Origin of the sequence: Pantanalinema rosaneae CENA516 (genome assembly GCF_050753385.1) — a bacterium.
GTDB classification, from domain to species: Bacteria; Cyanobacteriota; Cyanobacteriia; order Leptolyngbyales; family Leptolyngbyaceae; genus Pantanalinema; species Pantanalinema rosaneae.
Map to the genome: position 1 here is coordinate 55,161 of NZ_JBLZFZ010000013.1, position 16,042 is coordinate 71,202.

Consider the following 16,042-nt stretch of genomic DNA (forward strand, 5'->3'; position numbering starts at 1 on the left):
CATGTCCGACGGCATCAGCTAGCCTTTTCTGAATATGGAACATTGCCCATCGATTTGAGTCTCAGATAGTCTTACCCCCCAGGATGTGTGATCGCTAGTCTTGATCGTGGCTGAACTGATTCGCCAGCATCCGGGATTTGCAAAACCATCGTTTAAACTGTCTTGAGACGTAATAGATTAGCCCAATGCTGCATTTATTCAGGTTGATTCAGAGCCAATCCCTCGCTGCTAGATTGACCACTCCCCTAGTGTTCTGGTCAGCGACCAGTTTTGCCCTCGGGCATATAGCGTTAGCCGCACCCCAGGCGATCGCGCAGACAGCGACGGGAGTTTGTCCGGCTCAGTTACCGGCGGCTCTCAATCGGATTGCCACGCGATCGTCGGTGCAGTGGAGCATTTTGGTGCAGACTCAGGGTGCAGCCGGAAATCGCAGTAATCTGTATAACCGCAATGCTGCAACCCAATTAATTCCAGCCTCAAATAATAAGCTATTCACAACGGCAGCGGCGTTAACGCAGCTAGGACCTCAGTATCGGTTGCGAACGGTGGTGACTGGCACAGGCAACGGAGCTAATTTAACCACTCTACGGATTATTGGTCAAGGCGATCCCAGCTTAACTACGTCGCAGTTAACTACATTGGTTCAGCAATTAAGTCAAAAAGGTATTCGTCAGATTGGACAATTGATTGGTGATGATACTTATTTTCGCGGTGCGGCAGTCAATCCTAACTGGAAAGCCGGTGATACGCTGGCGGGTTATGGAGCACCTGTGAATAGCTTGATGCTCAATCAAAATGCGATCGGGCTGACATTATTTCCGCAGCGAGTTGGACAACCATTACGAATTCAATGGGATGATCCGACGGATGCCAGTGATTGGCGGATTAATAATCGGACAACGACGGTATCTGCCAGTCAGGGAGAATATGTGGATGCCTATCGTGCCAGTAGTGGCTGGGTGGTGACGGTAGAAGGACAATTGCGGGCGGGGGCGGCTTCGGAGCAGGTCGCGGCATCGATTCCGAATCCTGGCAATTACCTGATCCAAAAGTTTCGCAATGCTTTGAGTCAAGCGAATATTCAGGTGAGCCAGTCAACCGTAGTCAAAGCCAGTGCGGCTCCTCCCGGCGAAACAGAATTAGCGGCGATCGCCTCCCCACCCTTATCTCAACTGCTGCAAGAGACGAATCGAGAAAGTAATAATGTCTATGCTGAAGCGTTATTAAAAACCGTTGGCAGAGTCCAATCTCCGAGTAATCAGGATGCTACGACGGCTGGGGCGGCGGCAATTAAAGCCATTTTGACCCCCTTAGGTGTGAATCCTAACCGCTACAGCATGGTTGATGGGTCGGGGTTAGCGGCTCGAAACCGGGCGAGTGCTGAAGCGTTTGTGCAAACTCTGCAAGCAATGGCACAATCTCCCCATGCCGCCATTTTCCGCAACTCCTTACCGGTCGCGGGGGTGAGTGGCACGTTAAAGAATCGGTTTCGTAACACTCCGGTGCAGGGGCGCTTACAGGCTAAAACAGGCACGATCGGGGGTGTGGTAGCGCTATCGGGCTATCTAACTCCACCGAACTATCCCCCAGTTGTCTTAAGTATTGTCGCAAACTACAGTAACGACTCAGCCGCCAATGTGCGCAAAGACATGGATGATATGGTACTGACGATCGCTCGGTTACGTGCCTGTGGTAGTTAAACAAAACTCCCCTCTATATCGCTGTTAACCAGGCACAGAGGGGAGACGATTAACTAGAGCATAAAGGGAAAACACAGTCGGTTAAACGATCCCGCTACCTTTACCACGAGCGTCCTGTTCCATCGTCAACTGACCCGTTTCATCATTGTTATTAATGTCCGAAAGTTCTTCGGCTCTGGCGGCGGCTTCGGCTTCTTCCTTCGCCCTCAGATCACCGGGTTCTTCATAGTACATTTCTGGCTCGATCGCATAGTTGTTCAGCAACCCTTCACGATCAACGGTAAAGCCACCCGTGGTGTCAATATCTTCTTGTTTTTCAGGAGTATGCTTAAATTCTTCACCTTCCCGTTCTTTACGAGCGGCAGTTTCAGCCGGAACAATACCGCGATCATAAGTATCTGTAGAAACTCGTTCGTTAGTCATGATGTTTTCCTGAAATCGTTATCATTGCTACCAGAATGCCCTGAGTTGAAAAAATAAACTTCCACCTGGAGGAATAAAGTCGCTATCCGTCTTGCGATCGACTGTAAACACTGAACAAACAAATGAATAGCTGAAGTAGACCCACGCCTCTACTTCAGCTAAATTTTGAGCTAAATTACTCAGTCTACGGTTTTAGTCGATCGCTCTTTTGACATCATCTTTGATATTTTCGGTTTGATGACGCACTTGAGATTCGACTTGTTTTGCCTTACCTTCTGCCTTGTCCTCAGGATTTCCAGTCACTTCACCAAAGGCTTCCTGAGCTTTGCCTTCTATGTTTTTAGCAACGGCTTTTGCCCGATTTTCAATACTCATGATTTTCTCCTAATTTTGATAATTAATCCATTAAGGCAATCTAATTAAAGAACAACGTTAATGATGATTTATCCTGATTTGATCAATCGCATCCAGATTATTATTCAGCTAATTAAACCGTTACTCTCAAATCAGATTGCCTGATAACTATTAATTTATTCAGAAAGCCTTGTATAGTCGTCTACCACTGGAAGTGTTTAGTTCTCTATCACAGGAAGGACACAAAACTCAGGTTAAAGCTATTGCTGAATCCCAGACGATGCCCACAGATATGCTGTCCTGCCCCGACTCAAAGCGCTTTACCCAACCCATTGGTTGCCTGCTTGATTCAGTCCCTGCCCAGCGTTACTTTTCCTCTGCTTAGTGATCCGGTGGCGTTAGGATATTAAGGGCGTATATCACCACCTCTAGCCCGAGCTTGGCATCGGTAAATCGGTGTTGAAGCTGTAAACCCGATTTTTCTAACACTCGAATAGAAGCCACATTGGCGGCTAGAGCCGGGGCAACAATGCGCTGCGCTCCTAATTCAGAAAACCCTTTGAAAATTAGAGCTTTAGCGCCCTCGGTGGCATATCCTTTGCCCCAGGCACTTTTGCGGAGGCGGTATCCCAGTTCAATGTCATTCGGATCAGCCAGGGCAGGATCAAAATACGCCGCATGTACGGCGGGTCTAAAGATAAACCAACCAATGAAGGTCTGGCTTGATTTTTCCACCGCCGCCCAAACCCCGTAACCGTTATAGGTTTCGTAAAATGAGAACCATTGAGGCAAGATTTGAGTCTGAATCACACTACGATCGACCTCACGATCGGCAGTGAACCGCACCACATCTGGATCACTGTTTAATGCAATCAAATTATCTACATCGTCTTCGGTAAACTGACGTAGAATGAGCCGATCTGTTTCTAACAACATTTGCATATTGATTGCAGTAACTTTCTGATGAAAGCTCATAGTAAAGTTTTGTAGATCTGGCGTTAGCAGGTGAATTCCAGGAAAACTGTCGTTTTGGATCAACGATATCCAGTACAGTCATTATAGGGAAATTTATTGCCCCTACCCTGTTTCACAAAGATTCAGGACTGTTATAGAAGGGCTGCTATATGACAAATCAAGCTGTCAACCTGCCATATTTCGATGCCATTTTAGAATCACTCGATCACCATCATCCCGCGATCGAGTTAGCCTTTGGACGGCACGTGCATTGGGGCTATTGGGCAAACCCCCGGCAAGCGCTGAATACCCCGGCAGACTTTCGGCAGGCGGCTGAGCAACTCACCCAGGAAGTGTACGGAGCCGCCCAGGTTCAAGATGGGTTAAAGGTCTTAGATACCGGGTGTGGATTTGGCGGAACGATCGCGAGTTTGAATGAACAGTTTTCGCAAATGCAACTGGTTGGGCTGAATATTGATGGGCGGCAACTGGCACAGGCGCGGAAAAATGTGATCGCTCGGGATAGTAACACGATCGAGTTTGTCGAAGGCAATGCCTGTGAGTTACCCTTTCCTGATCAATCGTTTGATGTGGTGTTAGCGGTGGAATGTATTTTTCACTTTCCCGATCGGCAGCAATATTTTCAGGAAGTGTTGCGAGTCCTGAAACCCGGTGGACGGTTAGCCCTATCGGATTTTGTGCCCATTAATGGATTCTCCCCCTTCATTGGGCTAGTCTCCAGTTCACCGAACCCCGGATTCTACGGCAACTTTAATATGCAGTACACGGCGGCTCGATACCGGCAACTCGGGGCGGCAACTGGTTTCAAACTGCTGGTAGAACGGGATATTACGGGTAATACGCTGCCCACCTATGACTTTCTCTGGACGTTGCGAGGGGATCTGCAAATAACGGATGCCTCCGCATTATTCCAAACCACGGCTTTAGCGGTAATTAGTCACTTGCGGCTATTACGCTATATGATTTACTCGTTCATTAAGCCGTGAAGAATAAATCTTTGTTAGAGGGGGAGAATTAAACCAAAGTCTAATCCTCAGTAGAGTTGCCTTAGAATTAGGATGGCTGAGAGATAATCACCTGATCTGAAATGAGCCGACTCAATTGAAGAATTGTAATCTACCCGAAAGAATCCTTAGATCTACGGATTCTCCTGGCTGGAAGGCTCAGTATTCTCAACTCATCCAGCACGTCCGCACCACTCTCTTGAGGGTTTAGCATGAACACCCAGGTGCACACAAAAAAAGCTCTGCCTGTCTCTAGCACCACAGATTCCAGTTATGGAGACCTGAAATCGCGGCAGTTTGAGGTGCAATCACCACCACCAACGAGTGCTGCCATTCTGCGCAAGACCGGGGATCTCCAGACTCAGCTCAGTCGAGCAGAGCGGTTTGGGCATAACTTGAGCCAACTTCAGGTTCATCCCCACGGGTCTTCAGCACCTCCCCTGCAAAAATCGAGCCATCTCTTTATCCAGCCGCAAATTGTTGAGAAAGAACAAAAGCGGGATGAAGAGATGGAAACGGATATGCGGGGAGGTGTCCAAGCCAAGTCGGATGATGGTCTACGGGAACTGATTGAACAGGCACCTATGCCTGACCTATCCCCTAAAGATAGTGGGAATCCCCTCCCTAAAAACGTGCAAACCAAAATGGAGAAGTCCTTTGGTACCAGTTTCTCGGATGTGCGGGTACATGAAGGTCCCCAGGCAAAATCCGTAGGGGCGTTAGCCTATACCCAGGGCAACCGGATTCACTTTGCCCCTGGACAATATAACCCCAGTACCCCCTCAGGGCAGGCATTATTGGGGCATGAACTGACCCATGTGGTGCAGCAACGGGCGGGACGAGTGCCCATTCCTACCCAAAGCAAGGGAGCGCCGATTAATGCGGATCCTGCTCTAGAGCATGAAGCGGATGAGATGGGAGCGAAGGCAGCGCGGGGGGATCAAGCCCATGTCCCAGGAGCCAGCTTTATGGCTCAAATGGCGGATAAACGGCGGCAACCGATGCAAAACAGTATGCAGCCGGTACAGTTTTTCTTCCTGGGCATGTTACTTGGTAAGCTAATCTCCCCCATTATCAAAATGCTGTTCCCGGATATGGGCGGCGGCGGTGGCGGTGGTGGCGGCGGCGGTGATTCGGGTGGTGGTGGTAGCGGTGGAGCGGATAACTAATCCCTTTGTCATGATGATGTCGCCCAAGATGATGCCCATGATTCAACAAACTGCTGCCGTCAATTCTCAAAGGTGTACTCGGGGGAGGTGCTGCCTGATCTATCCCGTTGGTTGACCGATCTGTCGATCGCACGTTCTGTTTTTAGACATCGCTTTCTGCCGGATTTCTAGCGCAAACCTTACTCTTATAAGGAATTCACCCATGTCTACTCAGTTGCATACCCAAAAGCAAGCTCCTACCCCGGTATCGGCTCCTCCCCTGCGAGATGGCTTTCAGGTGCGTCCCTTTACTCCGATGCAGCCCAAGGAAGATGAGGAACATAGTGCGCCGGATTTAAAGGATCAACTCAGTCGAGCAGAACGGTTTGGTCATTCGTTGGAACGGGTCGCGATCGCGTCTCCAGCCCCCGCCACGATGCAAGCCAAGGCTGAAGGTGGGCAGATCGCCATTCAACGGGAAGAGGAAGAAGGATCGGAAGAGGATAGCGCTCAAGCCAAGGCAGAAGCGGCTCCGGCAATTCTGCAACGGCAGGAGGAAGAGGGATCGGAAGAGGATGGTGCTCAAGCCAAAGCTGAGGTTTCTCCCGTTCAGCAAAGTAAGCAACCGGTGCAATTCTTTATTGCCATGCTGTTGCCCATGATTATGCCGATGATTCAACAATTATTACCGCAATTGTTGAACGGGATTTTAGGCGGTGGCGGTGGCGGTGGTGCGGGTGGTGGCGGCGGTGGCGCGGGTGGTTGATTAGCCCAACTGAATTAAGCGATCGTCCTGTACGAGGATATTCATGATTTCACCGACTCAGACATCGTCCGGGGAGCTAACTCGGGCTGATGTAGAGGAGCGTTTGTTAAGCAAGTCGCTCCAGGATCAAGCGTTTGCGGAAGTCTTAGTCGCAGATCCCCAAACAGTATGGCGGCAAGAGTTTGGGGATACGGCACTCCAGGACATCCAGCTTGTGGTGTTTCAGGAAACGAAAGATACGTTGTATCTAATCATTCCGGCTCAGGAGCAATCCCTCCGGCAGGAATTAGCGAAACAACCCAAGACGGTGTGGCAACGGGAATTAGGCAAAAGTCGATTTAATGGCTATACGATCCGGGTACTGGAGGAGCCGATCGGACAGTTCTATCTGGTCTTGCCGTTGATTGAACGGACTTCTGATCTGGAGAAAGCCTTATCCCAAAGTATGGTAGCGAATGCTCATTCCCATGCCACCTCGCCGGATTTAAAGCAACATTCTTCTAATCTCACTAAAACTCTGCGATCGTTGGGTCAGCATCGAATGCCGAGAACGAAGCTGGGGCGGATTCTTGCCATCCTGCGCTCCTGGGGTGTGATGTTATTTCTCTCTAACCCGATCGTGATTGCCCTGACTCGTCCGATTTACTGGGTGATTTCATTGTTCTATGCCTGGAAACGCATTTAGGAATGCAAACACTTCGATCCTTGGCGGACTCAATTTATCGACAATATCGCTGTCCAACGGGCGATCCGCTAAGTTGTGAACATGCCCACAAAACCGTTCAACAAAATCCCGATGCCAAGCATTGCCTGACCTGTAACTTTCCGAGCATGTTGGCTTCGGAGGCACAGATTCGGGGAACTCACGCGATTTATCAGATTGAGCAGTGTTTAGGGCGACGGGGCTATGGGCGCTTATATCAAGGGTATCGCCTCCCGGATGAGCAGCCTGTGGTGATTAAGGAATATCTCCTGCCCACTCGCACGTTTAATCAGGAGGAAACGCGGCAACGGAAGCAGGCTTTTTCACGGTTAGTTGGGCTGAGCTTAGCCGATGGCAGAAGCCAGGATTTTCGGCTATTGATTCCCTCTGAGGCGATCGTCGATCAGCGGGAAGAGCGGTGTTATGTCGTGACTCCCGGCATGACGAATGCGGCTCCTGCACTACGGCAACAACTGGCTGCGAATGGGGCAATGGGCAGTTGGCAGGTGCGGAAAGTGTTGGCTCAAGCCCTGCAAACGTTAGAATTTTTGAACCGCCAGAAATTTCGCTTTCCCAATGGAGTGGTGAAACAGGGGATTGCGCATGGCAACCTCAGTCTGGATACGGTGTTAATTCGGACTCCAGAATCGACCCCGGCGGCATGGCATGAGGATTTTTTAATTTATTTATGTGATTTAGGTATTTGGGAGCAGTTGTTTGCCCCACCCACCCTGGCTACCCCTGAGCCAACCTTTCTGGATGATCTGGAAGCCTTAGGCGGGATTGGCTACTACTTGCTGGTGGGGGGCACTGTGGATCCAGCATCGGGAGACGCGTTAGATCCCCGGACTACTCAACCCTTTCCGCCTGCGTCCCCAGCATTAAAGGACTATTTGCTGCGACTGCTACGGATTGGTGTACCGTTTGACAGTGTAGAAGCTGCCCGACAGGCACTCTTGCAATTACCACCAGAACCAGCCGCATTAAATCCAGTATTGCCGTTGGGATTGGAGCGAGCAGAACGAGTTAACAAGCCCACCTTTGGCTGGTGGAAATGGTTGCTGATCGCGCTGCTGATTGGATTAGGAGGATTCCTGCTGTGGAAGTTGATCGCTGCGTTGCTGCCAGATCCGCAAGTGAGCCGTGATCAACCCCTTTGTTGTATTAATCAGGTATCGGGGATTCCGGAGGGAACCTTTACCTACACCGCAGAGCAGGATGGCACCTGGAGCTATGTGCTGTTACAACGAAATCTGGTAGAGCATGGTAAGAATCTGGATATGATTCTGCAAGAGCAACAACCAGAATTGAAGCTCAACTATCAGCCGCAACCCTCCACGACTGAAGCGATCGAACGGGTGCGATCGTCAAAGGCGGATTTCATGATCACCAGCTTGTTGGATCAGGTGAATGCAGATTTAGGCTACAGCCAGTTTGCCTATGATGGGTTAGCGGTGTTTGTTTCCTTTAGCTATGCTCAACGGAACAATAGTTTACCCCGCTTCCTCCAGGGTCGGATTACATTTGACCAACTGCGACAACTTTATACCGGAGAAATTGCCAACTGGCGGGAGTTGGGTGGCCCAAACCTGCCTGTGAAACTGTATATTCCCAGTGAGCAGGAAGCAGTGGCAATCTTTGAACAGCGCGTGTTGAAAGATCCTCAAAGTATTGCTCGGTTTCGGAGTTTGCAAGGTCGCATGATTACCCAGTTGCCAACGTTCCCGACTCTGCGGCGGGTAATCCGTGATTTTGAACAGGATGGTATTGGTGCGATCGCCTTTGGGACGCTGAGTAAGGTGTTTGGGCAGTGTTCTGTTTATCCCTTAGCGCTGGTGGATGGGGGGCAAGCTCCAGTCCAGGCGTTATTGGAAGCAAATGGGCAAGCGATTTCGCCAGAAACTAACCTCTGTGGGGCAAAGGGTAGTTACGATCGCAATATTGCTGTATTTCAAACTCAACGCTATCCCCTGGGCTATTCCTTAGCGGTCGTGTATCCTCGCGATAATCGGCGGCTCCAGGTGGGGCAGAAATTTGCTGAAATTTTGCAAACCGCAGAAGGTCAACGTTTACTCAGTCGCACCGGGTTAATTCCCCTATCACCACTCTCGACAACGATGCGGGAGCGGCGGTAATTCGACCTTCGGCTACTACTCCAGGGGGCATAGTCTTTCTAGACTAAAGGCGATCCATCCTGTGGTCGCCTATGTCGTCGTTGCCTCCCCTTGATCCGAGCCAGGTTGATGTTTACCCTTCTACTCACCCGATCGCCACACCAGCCGGAGGAGCGGGGTTTGCTGCCCCACCTCGGATGCAGAATAGCTTATCGTCGCAAGATCGCAACCTCATGTTAGCGATGGTGAAAACGGTGACAGAGAACTCGTTGCTGAAACAAAAGTTGTGCGATCGGGTGTATAGCCTGATGCTGGAAGATCTGCGGAGAACGCAGGAGCGACACACCAATTACGGAGGGCGATTCTGATGTTTTCAGGTGGTAATTTTTCAGCATTCAATTCACCGATGGCAAATCGTCCGCCCGCCCAAAATCAAAGTAATAATGATGCGCGGGTGCTGCGATATGTTACGGCAAATCGATTTTATGTGGAAATGGGGGGAGAGATCGCGGCGTGTTTTACCAGTTGCCAGGGATTGAGTGCGAAGGTGAAGACGACGCAATTGATGGAAGGGGGGGTGAACAATCAGCAGCGAATTTTGTTAGGGCCAACGAACTATACGGAAGTCACTCTCAGTCGGGGGATTACTAATGATCAGGAGTTCTGGAATTGGTTCCAAAAAGCAACCCAGGGCGGGAGTAATATCCGGCGCAATATCACCATTTTGGTGTTTAACCACGCAGGGGAAACCATGCAGAGTTGGACATTGATTGGTGCCATTCCCGTCAGTTGGAAAGCCCCGCAATTTCAAGCGACCTCTTCTAACCTGGCGATCGAAGAATTAGCGCTTGCCTATGAGGGATTGAGTATTCCGAAAACTCCCGGTGGGGGTGCAACTCAGCTTGGTCAACGTGGTAAGACAGGTTTCTTTGGATAATCATTAGTCTATGGCAGACTCATTCGGTGTGCAGCCCAACTCAGACTCTTCAGCCGAGAACTTGCCCCCACCAGAGCCGCTGGGGATTAAGCATCCTCTGGGCATGAGGTTTGTGATCCAGCCTAAGTTTCTCACGCCGTTAGGGGCTAAACCACTAGGCGCGATCGAAGCTTCGACCTTTTTGCCCGATAGTATAGAGGGTCTGCGTCCACCCAAGCCTTTATTCCGGGAGTTGCCCGTTGAGGCAGGGGAGTTGTCCGGCTCGGAAGAGGGTAATCAGCTTGAGGTCGCTAACGAACCCCCAACTGCCTCAGAGGCAGAACCATTCCCTGAAGCAGTAATACCAGAGAAGTCAGTCTCAGAACAGCTTGAAGAGTCACTTGAGACTGCTGAACTCAGTGAAACTCAGCAGTCTAATGCTGCATCTCCAGCTTTAACAGAAACAGCTACAGGTGACGCGATCGCGGCTAATTCTCCTGCTACCCCGGTTCAGAAATTCTCTTCTTTTCCTCTTGCGTCGATCGCGATTGAGGCTCCAACCGAAGTAAGTAGTAGTACCACTGAGCCTATTCAAGCCGCAGCTAAAAGTGAGCCTGAAGCGATCGCGACTGACAGTTCAAATGGAGCAATTACTGATATTCCGATTCAGCCAGTTCAACCTGCTACCGACGCGATCGCGACTGAATCAGTGCAACCTGTGACTCCAGCAGATTCGCTACAACTAGCCAATGAAACGCTGGATGGAGAGAATTCAGTAGCTGAATCAGTGACAACGGTTAATTCAGCGAACTTGACTGGAACCTTGAATGAAACAGTTACTAACGATTCACTACAGCCAGCTAATGAAACATCAGTTGTAGAAGTTCCATTTGTTCAGTTAGCAGCTACAACCGTTGATCCAGTGAGTTCAACTGAAACTCCCGATCAGGCGATAGATCAGTCTTCACCTGATCTATTCAATGAAGTCTTACGTGAAGATGCTGCTACTGAAATCGTTGATCCAGCGATCGCGATGGCAACTCTGAATGAAGCGATCGTGACTGAACCGACTCAAGTTGTTGATTCACCACTATTAGATACCTCTGGAGCAAACAATAGTTTTGATGCTACTGCTTCTGTCACGCAACCATTTTTAGAGAATTCTTCTCCTAGCACTACACCAGTAGGAATGGGTGTAGATCATCAACGAACCTCTTCTGAAGCCAGTTCAGAGAACGTTTTTACATCTGACACCGTTGCCCAAACTTCAAGAGATTCCGGAGAAGACAATTTTGAACCGATTTCGGAAGCCTTATCTACGCCTGAGACGGTGGCTCAACGCTCCACTGCTCCAGTACCCTCTATTGAGTCAATCGGACAGGCAACGGAATCACCTTCACAAGCGACATCTACTTCGGCAAGCAGTCATCAATCTAAAAATCCTTTTCAGGGTATCTATCAACGCTTTAAAGATATTTTTTCTCCGCCGAAACCATCTGATTCTACTGATGCTGGAGCGGTGAAACCTGTTCATTCTCCTCCTCATGCTTCAGTTACGTCTGGTGAATCTGTAAATGCCTCTCCATCTGCTTCTACACCGATCGAGGTTTCCCCTACTTCTCCTTCTGCCCCAGTTCAACCTGCTTTAGCCGAGCAAACAGAAGGTAGTTCAGCGTTTGGTTCATGGGATGAAACCCAAGCAACAGAGGTTACTGAATCGGAAGGTGTTCAAACCAGTGAAGTTGTTGAAGAGTTGAGCGATCGTAGTGACGTTTTTGAACTGGATATTGAAAACGATGCTGCTCAATCTCCAGAAGCATCCACAACACTAACTGAAGGTTTAGCAGCAGACTCTTTGAGTCCAGATGTGGAGTTATCTGAGGCTGTAAATTTAGCTTCTACTCCGATGGCTGTTCAACCGTTTAATGGTGCAGAAAGTGATTTGGAGAAGTTTACAGAGACTGAGAGTTCAGATAGGTCAGATAGGTCAGAACCTCCGTCAAATGTGGGAAATTATGATCCGGCGGCTATAGAAGCTTCAGTCAACTCTGAGGTCGTAGACATACCATCTGAACCCAATAGTTTAGCGGCAGGAGAAGCCCATGCAGTTACACCTAATTCAATTCAGCGGAAAACTGATTTAACCCAACATCATTCTGAAGTTAGCTCTGCGATCGCCCCACCAGAAACTATCGCTTTAGAAAATATCAGTTCCTTTAACGAGACATCGCTACAATCTAAAATAAATTCTGCTTCGACGGATGCTCAGGTTGCGCCAGCGATCGCCACTACCCATGAAGCTTCAGCGGATCTAGAAGCGATATCCATTAGTGATGTCACTCAACAGGCAACTGATGTCACTCAAAAAGAAGCCTATTCTGATGTCAAAATTGACTCTAACGAGGTTAGAGATACACAGAATTCTGTAACAAATAACATAAGTCTCAGTCCAATTCAACAAGCGGCTAATACGAATCAGGACTTAAGTATCAGAGAAGTTGACTCAACTGCTGCCACGATCGCAGTCTCTGATTCTGATGAAACAAGTATACCTTTGGGGTCTACCCAGGCATCTGATTTCATTCCAACCGAGGCGATAACTGGTTTTACCTCAATTGAGGATTCCCATGAAGATACTTCTACGATTGAAACAACAGCGATCGCACCTGAATCTGCCTCTGCACCGCCCTCAACGACGATTCAACGGTTTGAAGTACCCGAAACGGATCTAGTAGAGTCGATCGCAGCAAAAACAACTACTTCCAAAGACAACCAATTGGCAGTAGAAACAGAAGTACCGGCGATCAACACCATTGATGATATTCAGCCGCCTACAGAGTTTGCAGGTGAGAGTATTGGGAATACTTCATCCAATGTAGGAGGAGATCACACTATTACTAGCTCTAATAGTGTGGTACAGCAATATGCAGAGTCAGCATTGGGATTGCCTGACGATAATGTATATGAGGCAGAAGCCAATTCTCTCTCTGACTCCGATTCTAATCAAGCTCAACAGATTTTAGAGTCAACTATCAATACTCCTGAAAGTGATTTCGATAAATCCAGAGACGATTACATCGATGCTGTAAATTCTCCTGAAGATCACCAGCATCAAGAGCCAACTTCAGAAATACCTGAAGATAGCTTTAATGCCCATAATGTTTCTGATGTCAATGATACTGCTGTACCAGACATTTCTGTCATGCAACAGTATGCAGAACCCACTTTAAATAGTTCTGAAGTTAAATCTGATATTGAGATTGATTCCTTATCTGGATCAAGTTCTGAGTCGGATTTTAATCAACCACAACTAGATTTAGACACAGTTCCAGAAGTTTCAGAAAGTTCTGAACCTGATCGCGGCGGTACGACGATCGATTCCACCTCGATTACAGAGACACCTGTTATTCAACAGTATGCTAACTCAGCCTTAGAGGTGACTGTTAACGCGGCGGATATAGAAGCTGACGTTAACGTTGATAGTCAGACTGATAGTAGTTTTGAAAATGCTGGCTCTGGAGCAATATTTGATCACGTCACTCAGCAACAGCAAGAGACTGAAAACAATCATCATTCTGATTTTGAGGCAGTATCGGGGGATATTACTCAGCAACCGTTAGAGGTTAGTAGTGATCATGCTTCTGAAGTAGAGCTTGATGAGGGAATTCAACCGTCTATAGATAGCCAAATTGATCATCAAGATTCTCAGGCGGTATTTGATGGTGTAATTCAACAACGTCCAGAAACATCATCAACTGAAATACCATTATCAGTAGCGGATACGTCATTCAATCCAGATGGTGACAATATAGATAGTGAATCGGCAACACCCATTTCAGATAATTCTGCGATCTCTGATTCTACTATTCAGACCTTTAATGCAACGTCACCAAGTTTAGAGTCACTATCTATAGAGTCAGGCTTTGAGCAAACCGATTCAGCCATTGATGATTCAACATCTCCTACGGATGCTGCGGTCGTTCAACCGTTTAGTGCTGCTAATGCTCCGATCGCATCATTGGAGCTAAGTTCTAACCCAGATGCTCATTTAGAAGATCAGTCATCCAGATTTGATCTAGTAGATAATCTCGATCAACTAACGGCTGTAACTCAGCCCCTGCCTGAACTAGAGGGAACGGCATCAGTTCAGACTTCGGATACAGTTAGCTCTACTACAGAGGCTAATTTTATTACTGATGCATCATCTGAAGCTGGCTCAGGAAGTCTTTCTAGTTCTCCCACGATCCAGCGATTTACCGAACCAAACCTACCCGAATCCCTGGCAATAGGTTCCGAAGCTATTCTTCCATCTTCTCCCACGCCTGAAGAACCTACATCAGCAGCGAGATCGTTAGCCGATACTGCCTCTAGTCAACAATTTGATATTTCTGCTGGGGAAACGGCGACTGAAGTTCCACCTGTTCAACGATCGCTAGGCTTGGAACTACCCGCATCAACTGATGACTCTGATAGTGTTGTCAGTGAAGCAGCTAGTGACTTCTTAGAATCACGATCGTCAGCGTTAGAGGTAGCAGAATCGCTTGATACTGGATTGGAGCCGACATCGCAACCCGAGTTAACCGAACCTAGTTATGACTCGATTCCCACGGAAACTGCTCCGGAGGTTGCTCAACCCATCCAACAATTAGCTGAAACTGACTCAACTCCTATCACTTCTTTGAGTTCAGAAGAATTGAGTAGTGAATCGATTTCAGCAGAAACTGCTCCGGAGGTTGCTCAACCCATCCAGCAATTGACTGAGACTGACTTAACTCCTACCACTTCTTTGAGTTCAGGTGAAGGAGAGAGCGTAGAAGTATCGGAACCGGAGTCAACGGTAATTAGCAGCGAATCAATTCCAGCCGAACTGCCTCAGCCGATACAACGATCGACTGGCACTGAGTCATTTGTCCCTACGTCTTTCACTTCAGAACCAGAGGGAACCGAGGCAACGACCACGACTGATACAGTTGCAGCTTCCACGCAGACCTCTACCCCTGAACCAACGGTGGCTCAACTGTTAGCCGCCGGAAACCTACCCCAACTCCCCCGAACAGTCACCAACCTATCTCATCAAAATCCGTTAGGAGCTAGTCGATCGTTAACTTCGGTGGCTGACTTGGGGGGTAGTGATAGCTCGGAAGCAGAAGCCAGCTTCTATCCAGAAATGGGAGCAAATTCCCCGATCGTACAAGCGAAGGCTGCAACCACTGATCCTGTCTGGCATGATCCGGTTGGTGATACTGTCGCTACCCAATTCGCCAGGGAAGATGTGCCTGAATCCTGGTCAAGTATTGAAGAACTATTAGGCGTATCTGATACTGGTACAGAGATTGATAGTGAAGTTGATTTTGAGGATGATAGTAGTTTTATAAGTGATGTCAATAGTGATGAGTCTGGAGATACTACTAGTGATACTGAATCCTCAGAATCTCCCCGGTTTCGGGCTCCAGCCGTAGCGTACACCTCTCCGATCGATACCTTTTCTCCCCAAGCGGCGCGATCGCCTGTAGTGCAACGAGCCACTGCTCCGGTCAACTCAGGGCATTATGAACCGATCCAGTTTAGTTTTGATGCCCCGGAAGTAGAACCGATCGACTTCAATATTGACTACAGTGGTAGTAGCTCCACAGATATGCCGATTCAAAAGAAAGATAGCCCAACGGTATCTGATAACTCGATTCCGCAAGAACAGCCCCAGGGATTTGCGGCTGCTAAAGCCAATGTACCGGGACAGATGGAATATGTGAATAATCAGTTGATTACAACCGTCGAAAATGTGGTTGAAAATGCGCTACCCAAGGAAGACAAAATGGAGCAGGATGAAGGAAATTTGGAAACACTTGCCCGTGAAATTTATAGCCTGCTGCGACAGCGGTTAGAGATTGAGCGAGAGCGGCGCAATGGATCACCATACTCCGGTCGATTACCCTGGTAAA

The 16,042-nt window shown here is 48.5% G+C and carries 12 protein-coding genes; 9 read left to right on the plus strand and 3 right to left on the minus strand.

What is annotated here, in order from left to right; all coding sequences use genetic code 11:
- The first annotated feature begins 185 nt into the window (after nucleotides 1–185).
- The gene (gene dacB / locus ACN4EK_RS09965) at nucleotides 186–1,700 is read left to right on the plus strand and encodes a D-alanyl-D-alanine carboxypeptidase/D-alanyl-D-alanine endopeptidase (RefSeq protein ID WP_431657698.1); all 1,515 of its coding nucleotides are present in this window, start codon (nucleotides 186–188) and stop codon (nucleotides 1,698–1,700) included.
- A gap of 81 nt (nucleotides 1,701–1,781) precedes the next feature.
- On the opposite strand, the gene ACN4EK_RS09970 is transcribed toward dacB, so the two are convergent.
- From ACN4EK_RS09970 to ACN4EK_RS09980, 3 genes are all read right to left on the minus strand, one after another.
- Entirely contained in the window at nucleotides 1,782–2,123 is a 342-nt protein-coding gene (locus ACN4EK_RS09970) for a hypothetical protein (RefSeq protein ID WP_431657699.1), read from the minus strand.
- A gap of 192 nt (nucleotides 2,124–2,315) precedes the next feature.
- Nucleotides 2,316–2,498: a CsbD family protein gene (locus ACN4EK_RS09975; RefSeq protein ID WP_431657700.1), complete on the minus strand. Its 183-nt coding sequence runs from the start codon at nucleotides 2,496–2,498 to the stop codon at nucleotides 2,316–2,318.
- Between the two features lie 360 nt (nucleotides 2,499–2,858).
- On the minus strand, nucleotides 2,859–3,413 hold the full coding sequence (locus tag ACN4EK_RS09980; RefSeq protein ID WP_431657701.1) for a GNAT family N-acetyltransferase: 555 nt from the start codon (nucleotides 3,411–3,413) through the stop codon (nucleotides 2,859–2,861).
- 188 nt (nucleotides 3,414–3,601) lie between these two features.
- On the opposite strand from ACN4EK_RS09980, the gene ACN4EK_RS09985 reads away from it, so the two are divergent.
- From ACN4EK_RS09985 to ACN4EK_RS10020, 8 genes are all read left to right on the plus strand, one after another.
- Complete coding sequence (locus ACN4EK_RS09985; RefSeq protein ID WP_431657702.1) at nucleotides 3,602–4,438, plus strand: class I SAM-dependent methyltransferase; 837 nt, start codon at nucleotides 3,602–3,604, stop codon at nucleotides 4,436–4,438.
- A gap of 230 nt (nucleotides 4,439–4,668) precedes the next feature.
- On the plus strand, nucleotides 4,669–5,625 hold the full coding sequence (locus ACN4EK_RS09990) for an eCIS core domain-containing protein (RefSeq protein ID WP_431657703.1): 957 nt from the start codon (nucleotides 4,669–4,671) through the stop codon (nucleotides 5,623–5,625).
- Between the two features lie 202 nt (nucleotides 5,626–5,827).
- Nucleotides 5,828–6,370 (plus strand): hypothetical protein, encoded by a 543-nt coding sequence (locus ACN4EK_RS09995; protein ID WP_431657704.1) that lies wholly within the window; start codon nucleotides 5,828–5,830, stop codon nucleotides 6,368–6,370.
- Between the two features lie 43 nt (nucleotides 6,371–6,413).
- Nucleotides 6,414–7,055, plus strand: a complete 642-nt coding sequence (locus ACN4EK_RS10000; protein ID WP_431657705.1) for a hypothetical protein — start codon at nucleotides 6,414–6,416, stop codon at nucleotides 7,053–7,055.
- A 2-nt stretch (nucleotides 7,056–7,057) separates the two neighbouring features.
- Entirely contained in the window at nucleotides 7,058–9,208 is a 2,151-nt protein-coding gene (locus ACN4EK_RS10005) for a substrate-binding domain-containing protein (protein WP_431657706.1), read from the plus strand.
- Between the two features lie 71 nt (nucleotides 9,209–9,279).
- Nucleotides 9,280–9,555, plus strand: coding sequence for a hypothetical protein (locus ACN4EK_RS10010; protein ID WP_431657707.1), 276 nt, complete (start codon nucleotides 9,280–9,282; stop codon nucleotides 9,553–9,555).
- Between the two features lie 38 nt (nucleotides 9,556–9,593).
- Nucleotides 9,594–10,124, plus strand: a complete 531-nt coding sequence (locus tag ACN4EK_RS10015; RefSeq protein ID WP_431657708.1) for a phage tail protein — start codon at nucleotides 9,594–9,596, stop codon at nucleotides 10,122–10,124.
- A 10-nt stretch (nucleotides 10,125–10,134) separates the two neighbouring features.
- Nucleotides 10,135–16,041 carry a hypothetical protein gene (locus ACN4EK_RS10020; RefSeq protein WP_431657710.1) on the plus strand — a complete coding sequence of 1,969 codons (5,907 nt, stop codon included), beginning with the start codon at nucleotides 10,135–10,137 and terminating at the stop codon, nucleotides 16,039–16,041.
- Nucleotide 16,042 lies beyond the last annotated feature (1 nt).

What these genes read in the sequence shown, in the direction of transcription:
- ACN4EK_RS09970 (WP_431657699.1), bottom strand. Translation starts at nt 2,123, where the DNA reads ATGACTAACGAACGAGTTTCTACAGATACTTATGATCGCGGTATTGTT.
- ACN4EK_RS09980 (WP_431657701.1), bottom strand. Translation starts at nt 3,413, where the DNA reads ATGTTGTTAGAAACAGATCGGCTCATTCTACGTCAGTTTACCGAAGAC.
- ACN4EK_RS09985 (WP_431657702.1), top strand. Translation starts at nt 3,602, where the DNA reads ATGACAAATCAAGCTGTCAACCTGCCATATTTCGATGCCATTTTAGAA.
- ACN4EK_RS10000 (WP_431657705.1), top strand. Translation starts at nt 6,414, where the DNA reads ATGATTTCACCGACTCAGACATCGTCCGGGGAGCTAACTCGGGCTGAT.
- ACN4EK_RS09990 (WP_431657703.1), top strand. Translation starts at nt 4,669, where the DNA reads ATGAACACCCAGGTGCACACAAAAAAAGCTCTGCCTGTCTCTAGCACC.
- ACN4EK_RS10020 (WP_431657710.1), top strand. Translation starts at nt 10,135, where the DNA reads ATGGCAGACTCATTCGGTGTGCAGCCCAACTCAGACTCTTCAGCCGAG.
- ACN4EK_RS10005 (WP_431657706.1), top strand. Translation starts at nt 7,058, where the DNA reads ATGCAAACACTTCGATCCTTGGCGGACTCAATTTATCGACAATATCGC.
- ACN4EK_RS09995 (WP_431657704.1), top strand. Translation starts at nt 5,828, where the DNA reads ATGTCTACTCAGTTGCATACCCAAAAGCAAGCTCCTACCCCGGTATCG.
- ACN4EK_RS10010 (WP_431657707.1), top strand. Translation starts at nt 9,280, where the DNA reads ATGTCGTCGTTGCCTCCCCTTGATCCGAGCCAGGTTGATGTTTACCCT.
- dacB (WP_431657698.1), top strand. Translation starts at nt 186, where the DNA reads ATGCTGCATTTATTCAGGTTGATTCAGAGCCAATCCCTCGCTGCTAGA.
- ACN4EK_RS09975 (WP_431657700.1), bottom strand. Translation starts at nt 2,498, where the DNA reads ATGAGTATTGAAAATCGGGCAAAAGCCGTTGCTAAAAACATAGAAGGC.
- ACN4EK_RS10015 (WP_431657708.1), top strand. Translation starts at nt 9,594, where the DNA reads ATGGCAAATCGTCCGCCCGCCCAAAATCAAAGTAATAATGATGCGCGG.